Genomic DNA, 21,075 nt, shown 5'->3' on the forward strand with positions numbered 1-21,075 from the left:
TAGCAGCACAAATCAATTATTTAGTTTTTTGTTCTTTCTTTTTCTCGTTTACTATTTCTAAGCTGGAGGAATCAGCTTCCTCTAGTTGAGTATTGTCTAACACATTTGTTAAATGAAGACCACGTCTTTGAGCCTCTCGTTCAATGTGTGCAATAGTTTCCTGTAGCACCTGAACACGTGCATACTTTTTGTCATCTCCAGCGACTAAGACCCATGGTGCATCTTTTTTATCTGTCTTTTCAAACATCGCATTTGCTGCTTCAATATACTGAGGTGTTTTATCTCGATTGCGCCAATCCTCGGCTGTTAACTTCCAAGATTTATAAGGGTTTTGTTCACGTTCTTTAAAGCGTTTTAATTGCTCCTCATCTGAAACATGAAGCCAGAACTTAATAATTATGTAATCTCCAGCAGTTAAAATCTTCTCGAAATTATTAATTTCTTCATAAGCACGAGACCATTCATCCTTTGTTGCGAATCCTTCGATGCGTTCTACTAGTACGCGGCCATACCACGAGCGATCAAAAATAGCGATTTGCCCATGTTGAGGCAATTTTCTCCAAAATCGTTGTAAATAATTGTAGCGTAATTCATGAGCTTGAGGAGCAGAAATAGGATGTACAACATAACCGCGGGGATCGACACGTTCGATTAATCGTTTAATAGCGCCACCTTTACCAGCTGCATCCATTCCTTCAAATACCAAAATCAAGCCAATCTTGTTTTTTAATAAAAATTGTTGTGCGTTCAACATTTCATATTGGAGTACTTTTAATTTCTTTTTATACATCTTTTTGTCTAGTTCAACAGTTAGATCTAGATTTTTCAAATTTTGTGTCATGAAACTTCACTCCTTTTATTTGGCTATTCTTATTGTACTAAAGAAATATATGGATGCCTATCAGACATGGTAAATTGTAGGTATTAATAGTAAAACAACACGATACATTGTTGGAAATTTCCGTTATAATAAAAAAAGTGACAGTACTATACTTATTTGTCTTTTCCCTATACAATCTAACACGAAGGGAGAGGAAAACATGCCTCGGTTTATCTTGATGACAATCTCTTATCTTGTCTCAATCATCCTAACCTTTTCATCCTTTTTCGTGAACATCAACGGTCAATCTTCGCTAGAAATCGCTAATCGTTTTTCTGTTGTATTTGCACCAGTTAGTGTAAGTCATGTAATTTGGATTATCATTTATTTTTTACTCGGTTATTGGTTAGTTATGAACATGAAAAAGACAACTTTGAAACAGTCTGCGCTTTTTAGTTGCATAAATATATTACAAGCATTGACGATATATGTCTGGCACCATGAGTTATTTATTGTTTCTCTTGGCATTACATTACTCTTAGTCTTGTATTTGTTTATGTTGTATAATACGTACCCTCTTCAGGACAAATCCTTGTTTGGTCGTATTCCTTTCTCTATTTATTTAGCATGGATGACATTTATTTTTATCACAAATACAAGCTTTACGTTAACGGCTTATGGTTGGAACGGCTTTGGTCTTAGTACGCCTCTTTGGGCAGTGATTTTACTTACTTTAGGAGGAGCCATTGCGCTACATATCCGTTTCCATCACTTTGATGTTATGTATCCAAGTGTTTTTATTTGGGCTTATATTGGAATCGCCATACATAATGGTTTTGATGAGCTACTTGTCACTACAGCCGCTTTATTTTTATGCGGTGTTCTCTTTGTTGGCATTTTATTTATTAAAAAAAATCCTGCCTACCAAAAATAAATTGGTTAGCAGGATTTTTTCATTACATCCTATTCTTCGTCTAATGACGTTAAGATAATTGGTTTATCTTTTGTTACAATGACTGAATGTTCGATTTGAGCTACAAGTGATTTATCAGGCGTCACGAATGTCCAGCCATCACCTGCTTCGACGATATGCTCTGCCTTTGCTGAGATAAATGGCTCAACCGCAAGGACCATACCTTCTTTCATAATAGTAGAATCCCATGCATCGTAATAATTTAAAATATGATTTGGTTCATCATGTAAAGATTGACCTAAGCCATGACCTGTTAAATTCATAATAACAGTTAACCCATTAACATTTGCCTCGCGCTCAACAGCTTTGCCAATTTGATTTAATTTAGATCCAGCCTTTACCTTTGTCATTGCTCGATCAAAGGCACTTTTAGCAACACGGCAAAGTTTTTCTTTGTCCTCATAGCCATCACCCACAACAAATGAAATACCTGTGTCAGCAAAATAGCCATTTAAAGAGCCTGAAACATCAATATTTACGATATCTCCCTCTTGAATAACACGCTTTCCTGGAATACCATGTGCTACTTCTTCATTGACGCTAATACATGTATACCCTGGAAAATCATATTCTCCCTTTGGTCCTGAAATAGCGCCAGCCTCTGCAAACATGCGACCAGCAATTTCATCAAGCTCAAGTGTTGTAACACCTGGTTTTGTGGCAGCTTTCATTGCTTCGCGAATTTCAGCACAAATGCGTCCTATTTTTTTAAAAGCTTCAATCTCTTCTTGCGTTTTTACAATCATGTATAACGTCCCTTTCATCTAATATCTATTCTTTAATATAACATAACTTTTTATGCGTATAACGATAAACGCTTTAAATATTGTATGCTTTCCTACTTTGCAAAGTGCTAAAAGAGTTATTCACGACAAAAAAGTCCCTCCACTCATGTGAAGGGACTAGCATTAAGCTTTTCTTTGCATTAATTGGGGAGCGGCTGTGAATAAAAGAACACCAACGATAGCCGTTAAAATGGTTGCTGGTAGCATATATGTACCATTGTAGATGATGGAATAGATCCATGCATTTTGGTCACCCGCATATTCGGCAAAAAATACAGCACCAGCAATTGTATGTGCTGTGTATCGTAAGAAGCCTGCAAAAACGGTACCTATGATTATATAAAGTGCCATTTTTGTTTTGTTCATATGTTTAGCAGCGTCTAACACTGGTCCACGTACAACCGCCGCTAATCCTACAACAGTAAAAGCAACGCCATAATCTAGTAATCCTTGTAGCCAGTGCACGATATAAGAACCAAACATTGTTTGCATAACACCCACAAGTAGTCCCGTAGTAAGACCAGCTACTAAGCCCCAGCGAAATGCTATTAACATAATCGGTACCATAACAAGACTAACTGAGCCGCCTTGTGCCCATACTTTAAAGGAAACCTGATCCAGTACGAGACCTATCGCTGCAAAAATCGCAATCTCCACTAGCATTAATAGTCTTTTTTTGTCCATACATATTCTCTCCTTTGTTCCGATGTAGGATACAAGAGCAGGAATAGAAAAGCGCTGATATGTCTCTTTCTGACACCTTTTTCCTTTAAGGACGAAAAAAAGATGTCAGGACAGAGCCTCACATCGTACAAGTGTCGGTTTCTATCCACATCCCTACGCAAGCGTTAACTTACAGGTTCGAAGAGTCAAGGCATTACGTGCCCAGTCTCAGCTGACATCATCAGCTCCCCTTGTGGTCGTTACATCTGAATTTATTTGAACACTCTCATTGTACGCAAAGGATTGAAGGATTACAACCTTCCATACATCATTTTTTTGAAACTTTGCTGTTTTTCATGCGTAAATATTTAAAAAGGAGGTACAACTATGGAGAATCAAAAAATTTTAGCTGCCTTTAGTTATCTTAGTATTTTCTTCGCCCCTTTTATCGTTCCATTAATTGTATATTTCGTGACAAAAGACAGTGATGTAAAAAGCCATTCGATTCGTGCACTTGTCTCTCATTTAATACCCTTTGTTTTTGGCATTCTATTCTTTGTTGTCTTTGTTTTTTCTACATTTAGTTTAGATCCAACCTCCAGTAACAAGACAGTGATGATTATTTGGTTTGCTTCATTCGCCATCTATGCTCTCGTCTCACTCGGTATTGTGATTTGGAATATAATTCAGGCTGTTCGTGTTATCCGTTAATGTTTTATTTTTAAGTGAAACAGGTAGTAGTAATTGTAAAAGGAGCTGTTTTGGGATGAAAGTATCAAACGTTGTAAAAACTGCCGTTAAGTTAGCACCTATTGTTATTCCTATCGTAAAAAAAGTAATGGCTGCAAAAAAGGGCACAACGCCTACAACCACAACTCGAAAAAAATAAAACGAAGGCGTATTCCTTTTAGAAATACGCCTTCGTTTTATTTCACTTCAAAATGGGTTTGACTATGGCCATTTAATGTTTTTTCCACATGTAAAACTGCTGGCATCGCAGATTTCAATTCAGGTACATGCGAAATAACGCCAATCATACGACCAGAATCCTGCAAATCAATTAATGTATCGATTGCTTTATTTAGTGATTCCTCATCAAGCGAGCCAAAGCCCTCATCAATAAACATCGTTTCAATATGAATATTACCTTGGTAGCTTTGAATCACATCTGCCATCCCCAATGCAAGGCTCAACGAAGCATTAAACTTTTCGCCACCTGATAAAGTTTTGACATCTCGTAATTGATCTGTATAAGCATCATAAACATCAAGACCAAGGCCACTTTGCTTCGCATGCTTTTCTAATCTATCTGAACGTCTAAGCTCAAATTGACCGTTTGATAAATGATACAGACGTATATTTGCGGCTTCTGTAATTTGATCTAAGTAGTTAATTTGTATATAACGCTCAAAGGATAGCTTTTTCGAATTTTGTCCATTTAATAATCCATAGAGCTCCTTTACTCTTCCTGCTTCTTGTTCAAGTAAATGAAGCTCTTTCGCTATTTCTTCCACCCTTTCACTAAAGCCTTGGCATGCTTGTATAAAGCCATTCATCTGTTGCAAACGTTTAAATGCTTCCTCATAGGAAATTCGCTGCTGTTCTACTCTTGCTTCCATCGCCTCTAAATCTTGCTTCTCTTTTCCTTGAAGGTATGTAGCCCCTTCGGTAATCTGAATTTGCAACGTGTGTACTTGTAAAGCATAGTCGCTACATGCTTTTCGAAGTGCATCCAATTGTATGGTACTCCGTTTAGCAGTTGCATAAGCCTCATAGCTTTCGAAACCTATTTCTTGCATATCTGCTGAAAATTGCTGAAGCTTTTCATTCATTTTAAGCTGTAATTCCTCAAAGGACTGTTTGGCAATTTCTACAGTTAGTGTTGCATTGCTAGCTGCTTCCTTTGCTGCATGCAAATTTTCTTGACTCACTTGCCAACTTTTTTGAAGCTCTTCTTTCTGTTTACTAACTTCATTAAGTTGTTGCTTTAATTGCTGTAAAGTTGGTAAATTAGGGGGCATCTGCTTAAGTTGTTCGTCTACAACCGCTTGTAATTTTGTCCATTCTTTTATCTGCTCTGCTAAATATTGCTCTAGCTTCATATGCTTATTTCGTAGCTGCTCTATTCGGTCATGCTGATGCTTTATTTTTAATCGCACATCAGCTAATTGATGTTGAATAATTTTTAATGCAGCAATCTCTTGTTCCACTTCATGTAAAGTAGCGGTGATCTGTGGTTGGTCTTCTTGTTTAATATGTTGAGCCTCGAGTTGTCGCCATGTATCTTGAAGAAGTTGCTGCGCTGATGCTAAAAATGCCTCTTTCTCCAAATACTTACGCTCGTCTGATGATGCCTTCGCTCTTAATGCTTCCACTTGAGCAAGCTCAATAACTTCCAGTTGCTCATTGTGTGCTTTCTGATGTGTCATACTACCACAAACAGGACAGGGTTCTCCTTCCTTCAGTTGTTCTGCTAAAATACTAGCTTGACTCGCCAGCCATCGTTGCTGCAAAAGTTGAAGAGACTCTTTACTTTCTTGATAGAGACTTTCTGAAGCAACTACATCCTGCTTAGCTAAATCTACGGCATGTTTATATTTATCCGCTTGCTTGATTAAAGCAACCTGTTCCCGTAGTTTCGGTAATTGTTCTAAATAGCTTTCATAGGGTTCAACCTGTTTTTCATAGCCTTCTAATGATTGAGAAAAATGCTGTAATTGCTCTTGTTCATTTTCCAAAAGTTTGACGTTATCATTTACTGCTCGTTTTGCATTTTCAGCATATTGCTCCGCTATTTGCAGCTGCTGTATATTGTTTTCATAGGCTTCAAATTTCGGTAATAGCGCTAACATCTGCATTTCCTGCTGTAAGATTTGCTGTCGTTCAGATTCTTTAGCCTGCTCTATCTCATTTTTTTCTTGTGCTTCTTGCAACTTTTCTTGTGACTGCTGTTGCTTAACCTTTGCTTGTTGAAATGCTATCTCTTTAACATTCAGTTCAGCACGTAAATCCTTGCATTGTTGTTCGAGCAGCACAAGTCGCTCTGCTTGTTCTGCTAAAGCAATCTCCTTCTCCTTTGCTTGGTATAAATCCTGCTGTTGTAAAAGCATTTGCAGCCGTTGCTGTCGATTAGCTTGTTCATCAAATTGCTCATTTAGCGTTTTTGCTAAGCGATAATATTCCTGCTCTTTTTGATGAAGGCTATATGCTTCTTCATAGTATGACTGTTCATCTTCTCCACATTTCTTATAGTAGCTAAGCTCCTCATCAAGTGCCTCTGTCAGTTGATGTAAATTTTCGGTATTATCAGCAATCAATGTAAATAAAGCGGAAGAACGTTGTGGTAAGGCGCCCACAATTTGACCTAGTAAATGTTCCTTTAATTGTTTGGCACGCTCAAGATCACTTTCTGCTTCTTTACGCTTGGCATCAAGCTTTTTCGCCATGACACCGAAACGATCTGTTTTAAATATTTTCCGTAAAATTACTTCTTTATTTGTTGAATCAGAGGTTAATAGTTTTCTAAATTCACCTTGAGGTAGCATGATAATTTGGCTAAATTGATCTTTTGTGAGACCTATGATTTCCTGCACTTTCTTATCGACTTCAAGCGTTTGCTGTTTCTCTACAATGCTATAATCTAGCTTTCCGTCTTTTACTTCTGCTAGCTCTATTTTCTTTCCAGTAACCGTTTTATTTTTTTCTTTAATATGACCTGGCTGTCGTACTATTTGATAGACCTTTCCATGCATTTCAAAGACGAGTTCTACAGCTGTATAAACTTCATCATGTGCAAAGCCGCTTCTTAGTAAAGCTGTATCCTGCCGGTCCTCCCCACTACCTGATCCGTAAAGAGCATAGAAAATAGCATCGAAAATGGTTGTTTTACCAGCACCAGTTTTTCCAGAAATGGCAAACAATCGATGCTCCCCTAGCTCTTGAAAATCAATTACTTCCGTGTCTTTATATGGACCAAACGCTGTAATTGTTAACTTTAAAGGCTTCATTTTACAGTCTCTCGCTCCTCATCTAATAACTCCTGTAACATCTCTGTGAATAGGCGTTCCGTATCTTCATCAGGCTGAATGCCAATAATATTGGTGAAGAATGAACGGAATAAATCAATATCTTCTAGTTTTTCAGCTTCTACTATTTGTAGTTCACGTGGCATATCTTGTCTTAGTACCTTCCGCTCCACATGCATAGCGTGCGGAAATACACTACGAATACGTTCCATCGGTGAAGTCACAGATATTTTATCCGTCAATCTAACAAATACATAATCCTCACTTGGTGTGAGCGTTAATAACTCCTCTAATTGACTTTCTACTACTCGTAGATCTCTTCTTGGCACAAGCTTTCTTTTACTTACTGTGGTGTTACCTTGCTCATCTAATTCGATGATTAAAAATCCTTTCTCATGTAAATGCTCAGATAACGAGTACTTTAAGATAGAGCCTGCATAGCGTATGGTTTCGTTTAAAACAAAATGTGCCTTATGTAAGTGCCCAAGCGCCGTATAGTGAAAAGGTTTGAATAAAGCTGCATTCACACAATCTGAGCCTCCAATGGAAAGGGGTCGCTCGGAATCACTAGTATTTGCTTCCTCCTCACCATACTTCGTCACAAAGGCATGTCCAACAAAAACATGACGCTTACTTGTGTCCATGTCTTCCGTGATATACTCAATAATTTTTTGCATGGCGTCTTGATGAGAACGGATTGATTCATCTTCAAAGATGTTACGAATAGCAGCTGGCTCTGCATAGGGCACTAGGTGAAAATGTACTTCCCCATGTTGATCATTCAAAACAATAGGGGCATGATTTTTTGTAAATTGGCCCTTAATATATAAACCACTATCACTCATTAAACGGCTACCAAAATTTAAACGACCTGCACTATCATGATTTCCCGCCACTGCTAGAACAGGAATCTTCTTCTCTAATACTATTTTCGCTAATACATCATTTAGTAAATTAACTGCCTCAATAGGAGGCATCGAACGATCATATAAATCACCTGCGATGATAATTACATCTGGTTTTTCCTCATCAATCGCTTGTATAAATTGTTGAAGAATATAATGTTGATCTTCTGTCATATAGACACCTTGAACAAGCTTTCCTAAATGCCAATCTGCTGTATGAAATATTTTCATTCTAGTACCTCCTAGTCTTCTCTATATTTTAGCATGACTATTCCCAATCTAGTGAACACTAAAGGTTTAGTAGTTCTAGCCAAAACTGGTTTTCATAGAAAAAAGCATCTTATAAGTAAGATGCCTTAGATACCTGCTATTTAGATGTATTTGATAAATGCCTTATATCCCGGGAATCCCTGAATTACGTAAGTCATACGAGGAGATTGATGTTGTGTCACATTTTGCTTCTGAGGTTTCGCTGATGATTGTTGCTTTAGGATTTCCTCAAATGACTTGGGATTTGGCTTTGGCAATTCTGCTGAAGAGATGTTTAAAGCATCACTACCACTATAAACTTGTAAAAATGAGTTAGCCATTTGTCGATAGCCTTCAATATTTGGATGAACATCAGCACTATTTGGTAAGTAGTTGGTTGCATTCAATCCAAAGGCATCATAGACATTTATATAAGCTGCGCCTGCTATCTCTGCTTGTTGTTGTAAAATCGTATTTAATCTAACTAGCTGGGCATTGGTTCCTTCTTTTTGCGTCGGATGAACTGTTGGATAAGCAAAATAATACCCTATAACATAGATTTTTGCTTTAGGCGCACGTTCTTCTAATTCATCCAAAATCGATAGCATATTTTTTCTTGCCAAATTTAAAGCGTAATCTGCCTGAAGCTGTGAAAAAGCTAAGGTCCCTGCATTTGGGTTTACCTGGACAAGACGTAATAAATCATTAGCCCCTGCCGAAACTGTAATAAGCGTCGCATTTGCTAATAAATTTTGCGCTTCCTCAGATTGTATTCGTTCTAATACATCTGTCGTAGTAAAGCCAGGAAAAGCAAGTTCTTTTGTATAAAATGATAATTGACCAATCGAACTTAATTTCATGGCAATCAAATCACTATACCCTACATCAATTTCTTTGTAGGGTGTTTGACCTGCTGCTAAGGAATCGCCAATAGCCACATAGGTTTCTGTTTGAGCAAAAGCAGATGAAACCCAAATTGTCATGAATACTATTGTCATACCTATCAAGCTACAAAATCGTTTCATCTGCTTCCCTCTTTTCTTATTGACTAAAAATTTAAAATGCCCAGCTACCCTTGCGGAAAATTGGCTCAACCGTACCATCTGGTAAAATACCATCGATGTCCATTTCACCACTGCCAATCATGAAGTCTTCGTGTGTCACAGAAATATTGGCACCCAATGCTTCAAGTTGACCGTTTTCTAGGTCTCTACCACCCTCTAAGCAAGTCGGATATGCCTCACCAATAGCTAAATGGTTTGAAGCATTTTCATCAAACAGCGTATTAAAATATAAAATTTCCGACGCTGAAATTGGTGACTCGTGAGGGACAAGTGCTACTTCACCTAAGTAGCTTGAGCCTTCATCCACTTGAATAAGCTCTTGCAATAAATCATGTCCTACTTCAGCCTCTGCCTTAATAATTTTGCCCTCTTCAAATGTTAATTTAAAGCCATCGATGATATTGCCCTGATAGACTAATGGCTTCGTATTACTAACATAACCGTTTACACCTTGTTTCATTGGCAGTGTATAAACTTCTTCTGTTGGCATATTGGCCACAAAGACATTATCTTCTGGTGTTTTACTACCACCAGTTAGCCATTTATGTTGTGGTGCTAAAGCGATTGTTAAATCTGTACCAGGTGCTGTATAGTGAAGCTTTGCATACTTTTTATTATTTAAAAGCTGTGCACGAGATTCTAAATTAGCTACATGCTGACGCCAATTATCAACGGCATTGCCTTCTCCAATATGAACCGTTTTAAAGATAGCTTCCCATAATGCAGGTACTTGCTGCTCCTCTGTTAATTGAGGGAAAACCTTTGATGCCCATTTAGCTGAAGGAACTGCTACGATGGACCAAGCAATTAAATCCTTCATGACTGCATTGCGATAGTTTTTCAATGCTGCCCCTGATACTTTTTGATGTGTTGCTAGTCTGTCTGCTGGAATTCCTGTTAGCTTATCAGGATCTGCTGCATCAATCCATAATAGAGCTCCTTTACGTTCAATCAGTTCATCACGCATTTTCACAACCCATTCAGGGAAGCGATTAAATTCCTCATCGGATGCATGCTCAAAATAAGCACGATCCAATTCATCATCGGAAAAGTTTACATGAACACGGCCTGCTCCAGCCTTGTAAGCCTCTTTTACAACTAAACGGGCAAAATCTAAAGCATCCACAGATGTATTGACTAATAAGTACTGACCTGGTTGGATATTCACACCCACTTTTACTGCAAGCTCTGCATATGCCTGTAATTTCTCTTCAAATGTCATACTATTTCCCTCGCTTCTGTCCAATTGTTTTAGAATTACCTTCAATCAGCTCGCCATCATGCCATATTTTTTGCACAGGCTTGCCCGGAATTTCCCTTGTCCATTTTTTATAGGTTTTTTCATCACGATAAGATAATAAGGTTAATACTTCACCATCAGCTCCAGCACGCCCAGTACGACCAGAACGATGCAAATACTGTTCAATAGTTCGTGGGACATCAACATGAATAACATGTGTTAAACCAGCAATATCTAAACCACGAGCTGCAATATCTGTTGCAATTAAAATACGCGCATCTCCTTTACGGAATGCATCTAACGCTTTTTTACGTTCTTCTTTCTTCATATCAGAATGGAGCGTGACAATCGGTGCTGAACGGTATTGTAGTTTTGTTTCCTTCATTAATAATTGATCGATATTATTAACAAAAGCCAACGCTCTTAAACCCTCTGTATGGGAAAGTCGGCGCAGGAAATCCGTTTTATCACGTTCTTCTACCTTCACAAAAGAATGGACAACTTTACCGACCTTTAACATGTCCTCAGGCTTAATTTTAAAACGCAGTGGCTCAAACATCATACGACTTGCCACTAATTCAATTTCCTCTGTAATCGTAGCCGACACAACAACAACTTGTCGGCCATAGGCAGAACCTTCGATAAAGGATTTGATAACAACACGGTATTCACGACTTAGTAATTGATCACATTCATCTAAAATAACTGTTTCGACTTCTTTGAGTTTTAATTTTCCTGCTCGTGCTAATTCGTTTAAACGACCAGGTGTGCCAACAACAATCGTTGGCTTTTTCTTCAACTTTTCAATTTGACGAGCAGAATTGGCACCACCAATCAGCTGTTGAACAATAATGTCTGTTCCAGCTGTCCACTCACGAATAACTTCTACGATTTGCATAGCGAGCTCTTGCGAGGGAGCTACGATCAGTCCTTGTGTTTGCTTTTTTGCCCCATTCACTTTATTTAATAATGGTAAGACATATGCTAACGTTTTACCTGATCCTGTTGGTGATTCCGCCACAATATCTTTGCCTTCAAGCATAGCTGGTATCATTTCATCTTGAATTTTCATGGGTGTTTCAAAGTTCCATTTTGCTTGTAGTTCTTCTTTTAATAAATTTATGACTGACATGTTATTTCCCACCTTCTATCTACTTGACACTAGTTTAACACACTCCGTAGGTTCCTACTTTATATGTACGTAAGCAATTTTCTAATCGTTTCAAGAGAACATTGCTTCCTTTCATAAAAAATCTGCTTCACTCAACACGGAAAGTAAGCCTGTCCACAACTCTTTCAAGAATTGTAGCTTACCCGTGAAAAGCAAGCAGATTCTTTTCAATTCAACTAATCGACTAATTCATAACCACAAGCTAAAATGGCACATTCAGCTAAAACGATTAATGAATCAATATAAATGTCACTTAGCTTTAAATCTCTGTTTACAACAGATAGCTCTGTACAACCTAATACAATTCGATCACAATTTAGTGCTAGCATCGCCTCTTCTATCGGTTGCCAATCTTCTAGCGTAACATCCTTCCCAGCCTTGACATAATCATAAATGATCGACATCACATAGGATCTCATTTCATTATCTGGAACAACTGGTGTAATACCAAACTCCTCAAGTGCTTCCTGATACATCCGTGATGTTAACGTGCCTGTTGTTGCTAAAATACCTACTCGCTTTGCTCCTAAATCAGCAGCACGCTTTGCTGTTTCGCGAATCATATGCACGACAGGTATAGGAGAACCCTCTTCAATTTCTTGATAAAACGTATGCGCCGTATTACATGGGATCGCTATTATGTCTGCTCCTACCGAAGCTAGTTTTTTTGCATCCTCAATAATGACTGGAACTGGATTGTCCTTTGTATTATCTAAAATAAAGGCCGTACGGTCAGGAATATTTGTATCATTATCAATAATGGTATGTAAATGATCCTGATCTTTTTGTGCTTTCGTACGTCTTACAATCATTTCTCCTATAAACATTGTTGCAAGTGGACCAACGCCACCAATTATACCTAAAGTTTGTTTTTTCATGTGTTAGACAGACCTTTGTTATTAAAATATTTCTTATAGCTACGATAAAAGCTTAAATTATCAAGCGTGACATTCAACCAACGTTTTGCATTCATATCCTTATAATTAAAAATAGAATCTGTAGCCATACCTTGACGAATTAAACTTTTCGCCTCCATTACTAGTTGTTCATTTTGAACATATTTGAACAGCACACCATTCGGTACAATTGTCCAAAGATGCTTGTTCCTCACATATGTTAGTTGTTGTTTACTTCCTCGAACATAATCGTTCGCTACATACTGCATTAAATTAAAGCCACTGGCCGTCACATAATAATTGGAAAGTTCATTATGTAATTCAATACTCAACAATTTATATTGACCATCACGATCATCATATTTCATATCAAATGTGGCAAAGCCTTGGAATTGTATCGCTTCAAGGAATAGCTTAACATTATCCATTAATTCCTGATGATAGGTTGTCATAATCGCTACATAACGTCCTATCCCTTCTGGAGAATGCTCTTCTAAAATAGGGTTTCCTACGGCAAGAAGTTTTGCCTTCCCATCTTGTCCTATATATGCATTAACAACACGCATGTTAGCATCTTCACCTGGTATATATTGTTGAATCATCAGATCATCACGATAAGCTGATTCTTTATAGATAGCACGTAATATACTGTCCTTTTCGTCCTTATCATATGCAATATATACTTTTTTCTTACCAGGAAAAATACAAGTAGCATATTTTGTCATATTCATGGGCTTAATGACAACTGGATAATCAAATGGCATGTTGTAGTCTTCATAATCATTCACCGTGCATACATGTGTAGCAGGGTATTGAAAACCAAATTGTGCACATAGCTCATACATGCTTTCACGAGTTAAAAGTTGATGCGCAAGTGTGGCGTCTACATAGGGAACTAGAAAATTCTCTGCTAACTCTTCTTTGTGTTCTACGATTCTTTTGACATAAAATTCATCACAGGCTAATAGCAGTAATTTTTTGTCTCGGAACTCCTCCGCTATGGCTTTTAGGGCGGTCACAAATCTTTCTTCGATATGAAGTCGCGGTATCTCACGAAAAGTCCATAAATCACTTTGTTGAATTTTTTCCATGTTCGTATGGTTTAGTGCAAGTGGCTTCACACCATAGGCTTCGTAAAATGCTCGGGCCATGCCATAAGCATTCATTTCATCTCCAAGTAAAACAGGTAAAAAAACGTGCTCAATGGCCATTCTACTCAACTCACTTTTACTTTTTTATTAGTGTAACATACTAATGATTTATAGCTTATTTATGAACAGCTACAGCTTGTTTGCCTAATTCCTGATAACTTTTGAAAAATTGATCGACATTGTAAGTAACATACCCTTTTAAAGGATCCATTACGACTACCTTATCACCTAAATGTCCCGTTAAGACGACTGCATGTAAGTTCATAAAAGCATCATGTCGAGTCGTTTCCCCTGTATAAATCCAGCCTCTTTCTGCTTTTCGTTTAGGCTTTGATAAATCTAGCGTTACCCATGTCACGACAGGAATACCTTCACGCACAAGCTGTAAAATGTCATCCTGTGAGGCGTTACTCATATTTTTGACATGTAAGTCAGCTTGTTTATCTGTAATAACTGCCTCAGCTGCTTTGACAATTGGAGCAGCAAAAACATACATGCCACGAGCTTTATCACGAGGATTACCTGCAAAAGCTTCATTGGGATTTGGTCCAAAACGTTGATTGCCTACTGTTCGTATTTCTTGCTTTGGTAAATACTTGTCAGTCATTTCGAGTTTTGACACATTCATTCCAAAATAATTTAATACGGCTGTAAGTGAAGTAATTTCACAGCCATGTGGCAGCTCGGGGTTTTGCATGACAACAGGGACATCTAACTCCTGATCGTCTCTTAAAAAGTGTGTTTGCAATCGATAATAGGGCTTTGTTGTATCGTAAGTGAAATTCTCGATTGTTGTATACCCATTATTTGTCGTACTATTTTCAAGTGTCGTTGCCGCAATTGCATATTCTCTCCCTGCCTTTAGCTTCGAAAATATAGCTTCTCCCTCTTCTGAACCAATCGCTTCTTCCACTACATCACCTGTTTGTACATCTGTAACCGTAAGGAAAAGATTTGGAATAGGTGCCCCGCTATTAAATTCTACTGTTAAAACCGTTAATTGATTTTTTTGTTCAGCATCTTGCCAAGAAAATGGCTGACAGCCTGAAAGTAACATAATAATCAAAATGCCAATAAGTAAAAGGCGTTTATACCCCGTCCACAAGACAAATTCCGCTCCTATTCTAAGGCGAAGAGCAGCCTCTTCGCCATTCTCATTATTCAATTTGTCGTAGACTCTATTATACGATACTTTCATAGCCGTTCCTATTTTATCTTCATTTAGTAACTATTTTTTGTACTAATAGCGAGTTACACAAGACAGTGAACCCCAAAAATCTGGATAGCAATTATGTCAAAGGATAATTGAACTGTCTTAAATTGTTGTCACTTTCGGCCGTAATGTATGCTTTAGTACCTTCCCAGAGGCATTTCGTGGCAATTCTATTAAAAATTCAATTTCATAAGGTACTTTGTATTTGGCAAGTCGTGTTTGACAATAGGATAGTATCGAATTTTCATCAAGAGACTTCCCTTCCTTTAATACAACAAATGCTTTTGGTACTTCTCCATATACTTCATGTGGCAATCCAACCACTGCTGCTTCTAAAATTTCCGGCATTTGATATAGAACTTCTTCTATTTCGATGGGATAAATATTTTCTCCACCACGAATAATCATATCTTTTTTTCGATCTACAATATATAAATAGCCTTCCTCATCAAAGCGTCCTAAATCGCCTGAGTACAGCCAGCCATCCCTCATCGCTCTTGCTGTTTCCTCTGGATTGCGTAAATAGCCCTTCATTACTTGTGGTCCTCTTACGCATATTTCGCCCACCTCTCCAGCTGGTACGGTCTTTCCTTCACTATCAACTACGCAAACCTCTGTCTGTGCTAATGGTTTTCCAACTGAGCCAATTTTCGTCAATGCATCCGTATCTAATAAAGAGGTAGCTGCAGGTGAATTTTCAGTTTGACCATAAAGATTTTGAACCTTTACATTTGGAAATGCTTCTTTCACTTGCTTTACAAGCTCATAAGGCATCGGGGCAGCACCGTAACATAATAAACGTAAATGATTAAAGCTATGTTCCTTGAATCCAGGAGTATTTAATATAATGGTATACATAGATGGAACACCAAAGAAAATTGTCGCCTCAGTAGCTACAATTTGAGCTAACGTTTTAGTTGGTGAAAATGCTTCTTCAATGACCACTGTTCCCCCTCTATAAAACATAGGCATAGCAAATACATGAAGACCTGCACAATGAAACAAAGGCGTACAAATAAACATTTTGTCATTGCTAGACATATTCATAGAAGAAGACCAAATATCTGCTGTAGCCACGATATTCTGATGCGTTAGCATGACGCCTTTGGGTTTACCTGTTGTTCCCGACGTATACATGACCACTGCCGTATCGTCAGCCTCTAATTGCACAATTTTTCTAGCACGATTATCATATTCAATTATGTTTTTCATTTCTTGAAATCCGATTGTATGTTGGAATGAATAAGAAACGTCCTCTAATACCTCTGTTAATCTTTCATCAAAAATTAAGCCCCTTGCTTGTGAATGATTAAAAATAAAATCAACCTCAGGGGCTGCTAATTTAGTGTTAATTGGCATCACAATAAATCCAGCTAATTGGACACCTAAATATGCGATTAAAAATAAATCTGAATTGAGCGTATATAGGGCAATCACATCATCCTTTTTAAAATCTTGTTCCTGCAAGTAAGTCGCAAATCTTTCTACACGTTGGTAAAAATCATGATAGTTTATTGCCTTTCCATCATACAATGTTGCAATTGCATTTGGTTGCTGCCCTGCATAGTCTTCCAGAATATCTGTCATAAACTTCGTCATTATAAGCCCTCCATACTTTCATTTTATTATTATTGAATAAACAAGAATGGGAAACTATTAAACTTCTTAAAATTCTGAAAATTACGATTATATTTTATCAAGCAATGTATTTCTTGGCAATTTTTCCACACATTCAAAATATGTAGTTGAAGTAACGAAATATTCTTAGACATTTTACTTTTCTAGTAATTTCTATTAGGTGTATGATACTTGTACGATTATTATTAGGAAAGGCCGGGTTTAAATGCTTTATGCACTTTTAGGAGATTTACATTCTAATATAGAAGACACTAAAGCTGTTCTAGCTCATATTCAACAAACAGCAGAGGAAGCAACAATCATTGGGTTAGGGGATTTATATGAATGCACTGTTAGTAAGAAAAAGGCACAAACCATATCTGGCTTACCTTTGCAAAAGGCGGCCATAGTAGAAAGTGAATTTGAAAAACTGCTAACCTTCCCCTCTATTCGAGGCAATCAAGAAGAACGTATTACTCAGGTCACTGGCATTGAACGTTTTAAAGCTTTACCAGAGACAATAGAGATTGATGGAGCCACCCTTATGCACGGACATCAATTTAGGTGGAATGTAAGCTGGCAACCGACTTTCCCACACTTTCAAAAACCATTATTTTTCTTCGGGCATAGTCACGAATCAGGTCTTTATCATCAACAAAAAAAGCTGCCGATTCGTATTCGCTACGGGCAACCAATTGCGTTACAAGACAAACAATATGGTGTGAATGTAGGCTCTGTTATCAATCACCGTGAATGGTGTCTTTATGATAGCCAAAAGCGTACAGTGACATTTATGTGTGTTCCACCTATTAATCTATAAAAGAGCAAGCTAGTATGTAGACTAGCTTGCTTTCCATTTTTAATGAATATATTGCTTTTTCTCACTCAATAAAATTTCCTTTAACTCTTTTAATTTTTCAATTACAACATACGATTCATCCGTAATTTCTTTCAGGTATTTTTCAGCGCCCGTTTTATTGCCTACATTGTACTCACGCACTGCTTTTTTTGCTATATCATGCACGTGAATAAATGGTTTTTCTAACTCTGCGTAGACACGCTCATCACCTAACAGTTTCTTTCCTGTGCCGTAGTACCATTCGCCAAGGCGTGATTCTTTTGGAGACCCTACATCCTGCTCCGTCATCGTTTCAAAGCCTAGTAGCAAATTGTAGATTTTCCATCTCCACAATAGGTGATCGGTAATAGCTAATTCAATAATATCCTCTTGGCTAATAATAAAGTTTTTAGAAATTGTTGTGGATCGGTATCCATCAATCATTTTACTTAATTTATAAATGGCGGAGCCCATATCAAAAACGATTACCTTACTTTTTTGCATGCTCTCTGTAATTGTATGGTTACGTTCAGAAATAGTAGTAGCAGATTGTGCCTGTACCTTTGTCGTTGTAGCTATTTCCTCAAAGCGCGCCCCCTGCTGCTGTAAGTTTTTATTTAGCTCAGCTAGCGTCTGTGATATATATAAGGTATCTGTAACACCTTGATGTAAATCTTGGGAAAATTGAGTCGTCAATGAACTAATATTATGGGTAATATGAAGTAACTCCTGTATATCTGTATGTATAGATTTGACAGATGTACTTGTATCATCAGCAAGTTTCCGAACTTCCTCTGCAACAACCGCAAAACCTTTTCCTGCTTCTCCAGCACGAGCGGCCTCTATTGATGCATTTAAAGCCAACAAATTTGTTTGATCTGCTATTTTTTTTATTAATTCCATTAATTTCGCTACACTATTTACACGCTCAACTAAACGCCTAATATCTTCCTGCATTGATTTATGGCCTTCATCGGTTGTCTGTAAAATAGATGATACTTGTTGTAATGATTCCAAATCCTGATTTAATTTTTTAAAGGCATGTTTTGTTTGATCTGAAATATCACCCACTGATGTGGCAATTTCTTCAATACTTTCGTCTAACTCATGCATTAATTGATCTGCTGCAACAATCTCCTGTTGCTGAATCTCCTGAAATTCAATCAGTTCCTTAATGGTATCTAACTGTGTATTATAAGTAATTATTTCACCTAATCCATTTACTACAGATCCTGCTTGAATTTCAATATAGGTCTCCAAAATAATTTGTTGATCAATTGTTACTAAGCTATCGTAAGACAATAAAACATCCAGCATTTTTTCTTCATCACGAGATAGTTCTTTGACAATAAGTGGAATGATTAATTGATTAATCAATGTATAGGCAGATATCATCCAATTCGGTAGTACACCAATTCTTGCATGAACATAAGCAATTTTACGACGCTTAAAGACATAATCTAAATCTAATTCATCATCAAATAAGCTAATAAAATGTGTATCAAATAATCCTTTTAAGCGCTCTACTGTTGAATGTGTATTGATGACATGATTAAACTCTGGGATTTCCAGTAGACGAGCATAAAAATTATCGAGTATATGCTGTCGATTATTCTCATAAATTTTACGTAAAAACCCAACAGATTCTCTTCTAATTCTAGATAAAGCAAGGAAATCCAATTTTTCTTTAAAGCGTTCATTTGTTTCGATGTCTGAATTTTTCGTAGCCGAAAAATAATCATAACTTTGATTAATCTTCTTCCTTTTGAACATAGCTCCCACTCCTAGTTGTATTCAAGTAAAATAAAATTACCAATATTTTAAAGCCAATTATAGATTTCTCTTCATTACCTTCAACTAATAAAACATATATATTTTACCAACAATAGAATGACAAAAATAGATTCTCATTTAATTCTTTACACTTTATTATTTTTTCGTCCACTTTATTGACAATTTCTTATTTTCTTAGTTAAACACTGTCTTTACGCAGAAAAAGCGCTAAAATCCTGATTGATTTAGCGCCTTCTTCCCATATAAACTTCTCGTTAGTGCTAGCACTCGCAATCGCAATTTTGTAAACTATCCAGTAGCTTTTCCATGGCTTCTAGTTGCTCACACAGCGTTTGAATCATGCAACGTAGGATTGGAATTAACTCTTGACAGATGCAGAATCTAAGCACATTTTGTGCCAGTCGTATACCACCCTGATGATGGACAATCATTTCCCGAAGATAATTGATATTAATGCTATTAGAGACTGGTGGAGCACACATTGCATTGAACATAGCTTCTGTAATTTCTTTGTAAGCACACATATACTCGTATAATTCATACTCTGAATTTTGTACGACACAACATCGATTTTGTATCGCTTCAAGACTCTCAACCATTTCTGTATGTGTGCGAATGATTTCTAAGGCGAGATTTTGCACAGGTATATTCGTTGTATAACGTAAAACATTTTCAGACATTTGTATTGCTGCAACTTGATGAGGGATGATTTGCTTAATAAAATTTTCTGAGATACTACAAGTAATGGTTACATAGGTCATACCCTGCATCATTTTTTTGAGGATTCGCTGATATTCCTCTAAATATGCCTTTGTCACATTACTGAGTTCAATTGGTTTAGCCATTAGACACACTCCTTTCAGAGTAATGTATGCCTGCTAGGTTGTTGTGCGATAGACAATTGTACCAATTGCTCAATTTTTACCAACCTTTATCATCGTAAAAAACTATACTTCCTCTTTCTTATATGTAGCTATGCATGTTGAACAAATGCATAGATTTGGCTCTCTTTGCACTGTAGTTAACAGGGTTTCTGGAATTCTAACTGTCATACACCAGCACTCTTTTTCACCTTTTGCCACGCCACAATGGTTTTCGCCTCCGCATAATGGACATTTCATTTCTCCAGTTGACATGCTTTCACAACTCCTTTATTTTTCATCATTGTAAAATAAAAAGGGAAGAGCACTCAATACCTTGCTCCTCCCAAAACTTTAATGTTGATGCTTGTGTATATCTTGTTTTACCTCTTCAATGTCAGTGTCACTATAAATAAATGTTCCACGTCCGCCACTTTTTGCTAGCAGGGCCTTCACTTCATTATAGGATAATCCTGCCTCTGCATTTTTTTGCTTCACTTCGTTAATATTTGTGCCTGCAGATGTAAACTGGATGTCTTTTTCACGATTCATCATTTTTACCTCCTATAATTCATCTGGCTGCATTTCAATTAATTCGTCGCCTTCTCTTTTTACACGCTTATTGAGTTCCTCTATCGGAATGGCATCTACAGTTTGCATATCCTCATGCAGATCGAAAAGACTAATCGTATCTGATTCAACCATGTCAGGCTTGTCCTTACTATTTAAATTCATGAACATTTTCTTTTCATGTGGTATTTTTTCGATGTCCATTCTGTCACACTCCTTTTCCTATAATGTGTGTAATGCT

The 21,075-nt window shown here is 37.2% G+C and carries 21 protein-coding genes and 1 riboswitch; of the genes, 4 read left to right on the top strand and 17 right to left on the bottom strand.

The genetic code is table 11. The features are described from left to right. Nucleotides 1–16 precede the first annotated feature (16 nt). Nucleotides 17–841: a polyphosphate kinase 2 family protein gene (locus HXV90_RS19855; RefSeq protein WP_269897864.1), complete on the bottom strand. Its 825-nt coding sequence runs from the start codon at nt 839–841 to the stop codon at nt 17–19. Between the two features lie 199 nt (nt 842–1,040). On the opposite strand from HXV90_RS19855, the gene HXV90_RS19860 reads away from it, so the two are divergent. Next, nucleotides 1,041–1,754: a hypothetical protein gene (locus tag HXV90_RS19860; protein ID WP_048394805.1), complete on the top strand. Its 714-nt coding sequence runs from the start codon at nt 1,041–1,043 to the stop codon at nt 1,752–1,754. Between the two features lie 29 nt (nt 1,755–1,783). Here the strand turns inward: HXV90_RS19860 and map are convergent, their stop codons facing one another. Both map and thiT read right to left on the bottom strand, forming a co-directional pair. Then, nucleotides 1,784–2,539 (bottom strand): type I methionyl aminopeptidase, encoded by a 756-nt coding sequence (map, locus tag HXV90_RS19865; RefSeq protein WP_269897865.1) that lies wholly within the window; start codon nt 2,537–2,539, stop codon nt 1,784–1,786. Nucleotides 2,540–2,701: 162 nt separating this feature from the next. Further along, nucleotides 2,702–3,262: an energy-coupled thiamine transporter ThiT gene (gene thiT, locus HXV90_RS19870; RefSeq protein WP_036076950.1), complete on the bottom strand. Its 561-nt coding sequence runs from the start codon at nt 3,260–3,262 to the stop codon at nt 2,702–2,704. A 133-nt stretch (nt 3,263–3,395) separates the two neighbouring features. Then, nucleotides 3,396–3,503: riboswitch (TPP riboswitch) on the bottom strand. Nucleotides 3,504–3,628: 125 nt separating this feature from the next. Here thiT and HXV90_RS19875 point away from each other — a divergent pair. Both HXV90_RS19875 and HXV90_RS19880 read left to right on the top strand, forming a co-directional pair. Then, nucleotides 3,629–3,952, top strand: a complete 324-nt coding sequence (locus HXV90_RS19875) for a magnetosome magnetite crystal formation protein family (protein WP_257962108.1) — start codon at nt 3,629–3,631, stop codon at nt 3,950–3,952. 55 nt (nt 3,953–4,007) lie between these two features. After that, nucleotides 4,008–4,130, top strand: a complete 123-nt coding sequence (locus HXV90_RS19880; RefSeq protein WP_004225603.1) for a hypothetical protein — start codon at nt 4,008–4,010, stop codon at nt 4,128–4,130. A 37-nt stretch (nt 4,131–4,167) separates the two neighbouring features. Here the strand turns inward: HXV90_RS19880 and HXV90_RS19885 are convergent, their stop codons facing one another. From HXV90_RS19885 to HXV90_RS19925, 9 genes are all read right to left on the bottom strand, one after another. After that, nucleotides 4,168–7,248: an AAA family ATPase gene (locus tag HXV90_RS19885; RefSeq protein ID WP_269897866.1), complete on the bottom strand. Its 3,081-nt coding sequence runs from the start codon at nt 7,246–7,248 to the stop codon at nt 4,168–4,170. Then, the gene (locus HXV90_RS19890; RefSeq protein ID WP_269897867.1) at nt 7,245–8,402 is read right to left on the bottom strand and encodes an exonuclease SbcCD subunit D; all 1,158 of its coding nucleotides are present in this window, start codon (nt 8,400–8,402) and stop codon (nt 7,245–7,247) included. Before HXV90_RS19890 ends, HXV90_RS19885 begins: the two co-directional genes overlap by 4 nt. Before the next feature lie 140 nt (nt 8,403–8,542). Continuing rightward, nucleotides 8,543–9,445 (bottom strand): SGNH/GDSL hydrolase family protein, encoded by a 903-nt coding sequence (locus HXV90_RS19895; RefSeq protein ID WP_269897868.1) that lies wholly within the window; start codon nt 9,443–9,445, stop codon nt 8,543–8,545. 31 nt (nt 9,446–9,476) lie between these two features. After that, entirely contained in the window at nt 9,477–10,706 is a 1,230-nt protein-coding gene (locus HXV90_RS19900; RefSeq protein WP_269897869.1) for an aminopeptidase, read from the bottom strand. A 1-nt stretch (nt 10,707) separates the two neighbouring features. Next, entirely contained in the window at nt 10,708–11,856 is a 1,149-nt protein-coding gene (locus tag HXV90_RS19905; protein ID WP_269897870.1) for a DEAD/DEAH box helicase, read from the bottom strand. 215 nt (nt 11,857–12,071) lie between these two features. After that, nucleotides 12,072–12,773, bottom strand: a complete 702-nt coding sequence (locus tag HXV90_RS19910) for a cysteate racemase (protein ID WP_103118843.1) — start codon at nt 12,771–12,773, stop codon at nt 12,072–12,074. Continuing rightward, a complete protein-coding gene (locus HXV90_RS19915; protein WP_269897871.1) occupies nt 12,770–14,002 on the bottom strand; it encodes a carboxylate--amine ligase in 1,233 nt (410 codons plus the stop codon). Before HXV90_RS19915 ends, HXV90_RS19910 begins: the two co-directional genes overlap by 4 nt. Before the next feature lie 55 nt (nt 14,003–14,057). Continuing rightward, nucleotides 14,058–15,140, bottom strand: a complete 1,083-nt coding sequence (locus tag HXV90_RS19920) for a C39 family peptidase (protein ID WP_269897872.1) — start codon at nt 15,138–15,140, stop codon at nt 14,058–14,060. A 117-nt stretch (nt 15,141–15,257) separates the two neighbouring features. Next, entirely contained in the window at nt 15,258–16,754 is a 1,497-nt protein-coding gene (locus HXV90_RS19925; protein ID WP_269897873.1) for a class I adenylate-forming enzyme family protein, read from the bottom strand. A gap of 244 nt (nt 16,755–16,998) precedes the next feature. Here HXV90_RS19925 and HXV90_RS19930 point away from each other — a divergent pair, with 244 nt between their 5' ends. Continuing rightward, nucleotides 16,999–17,592: a metallophosphoesterase family protein gene (locus tag HXV90_RS19930; protein ID WP_048394823.1), complete on the top strand. Its 594-nt coding sequence runs from the start codon at nt 16,999–17,001 to the stop codon at nt 17,590–17,592. Between the two features lie 39 nt (nt 17,593–17,631). Here HXV90_RS19930 and HXV90_RS19935 read toward each other — a convergent pair whose 3' ends face one another. From HXV90_RS19935 to HXV90_RS19955, 5 genes are all read right to left on the bottom strand, one after another. Continuing rightward, on the bottom strand, nt 17,632–19,383 hold the full coding sequence (locus HXV90_RS19935; protein WP_269897874.1) for a methyl-accepting chemotaxis protein: 1,752 nt from the start codon (nt 19,381–19,383) through the stop codon (nt 17,632–17,634). A gap of 281 nt (nt 19,384–19,664) precedes the next feature. After that, nucleotides 19,665–20,249 (bottom strand): DUF305 domain-containing protein, encoded by a 585-nt coding sequence (locus HXV90_RS19940; protein ID WP_004225628.1) that lies wholly within the window; start codon nt 20,247–20,249, stop codon nt 19,665–19,667. A 102-nt stretch (nt 20,250–20,351) separates the two neighbouring features. Then, nucleotides 20,352–20,540, bottom strand: a complete 189-nt coding sequence (locus tag HXV90_RS19945; protein WP_269897875.1) for a cysteine-rich CWC family protein — start codon at nt 20,538–20,540, stop codon at nt 20,352–20,354. 78 nt (nt 20,541–20,618) lie between these two features. Then, a complete protein-coding gene (locus HXV90_RS19950; RefSeq protein ID WP_269899051.1) occupies nt 20,619–20,816 on the bottom strand; it encodes a gamma-type small acid-soluble spore protein in 198 nt (65 codons plus the stop codon). 12 nt (nt 20,817–20,828) lie between these two features. Beyond that, nucleotides 20,829–21,038 carry a hypothetical protein gene (locus HXV90_RS19955; protein ID WP_004225632.1) on the bottom strand — a complete coding sequence of 70 codons (210 nt, stop codon included), beginning with the start codon at nt 21,036–21,038 and terminating at the stop codon, nt 20,829–20,831. Between the last annotated feature and the right edge of the window lie 37 nt (nt 21,039–21,075).

Origin of the sequence: Lysinibacillus sp. JK80 (genome assembly GCF_027557635.1) — a bacterium.
Lineage (GTDB): Bacteria > Bacillota > Bacilli > Bacillales_A > Planococcaceae > Lysinibacillus > Lysinibacillus capsici.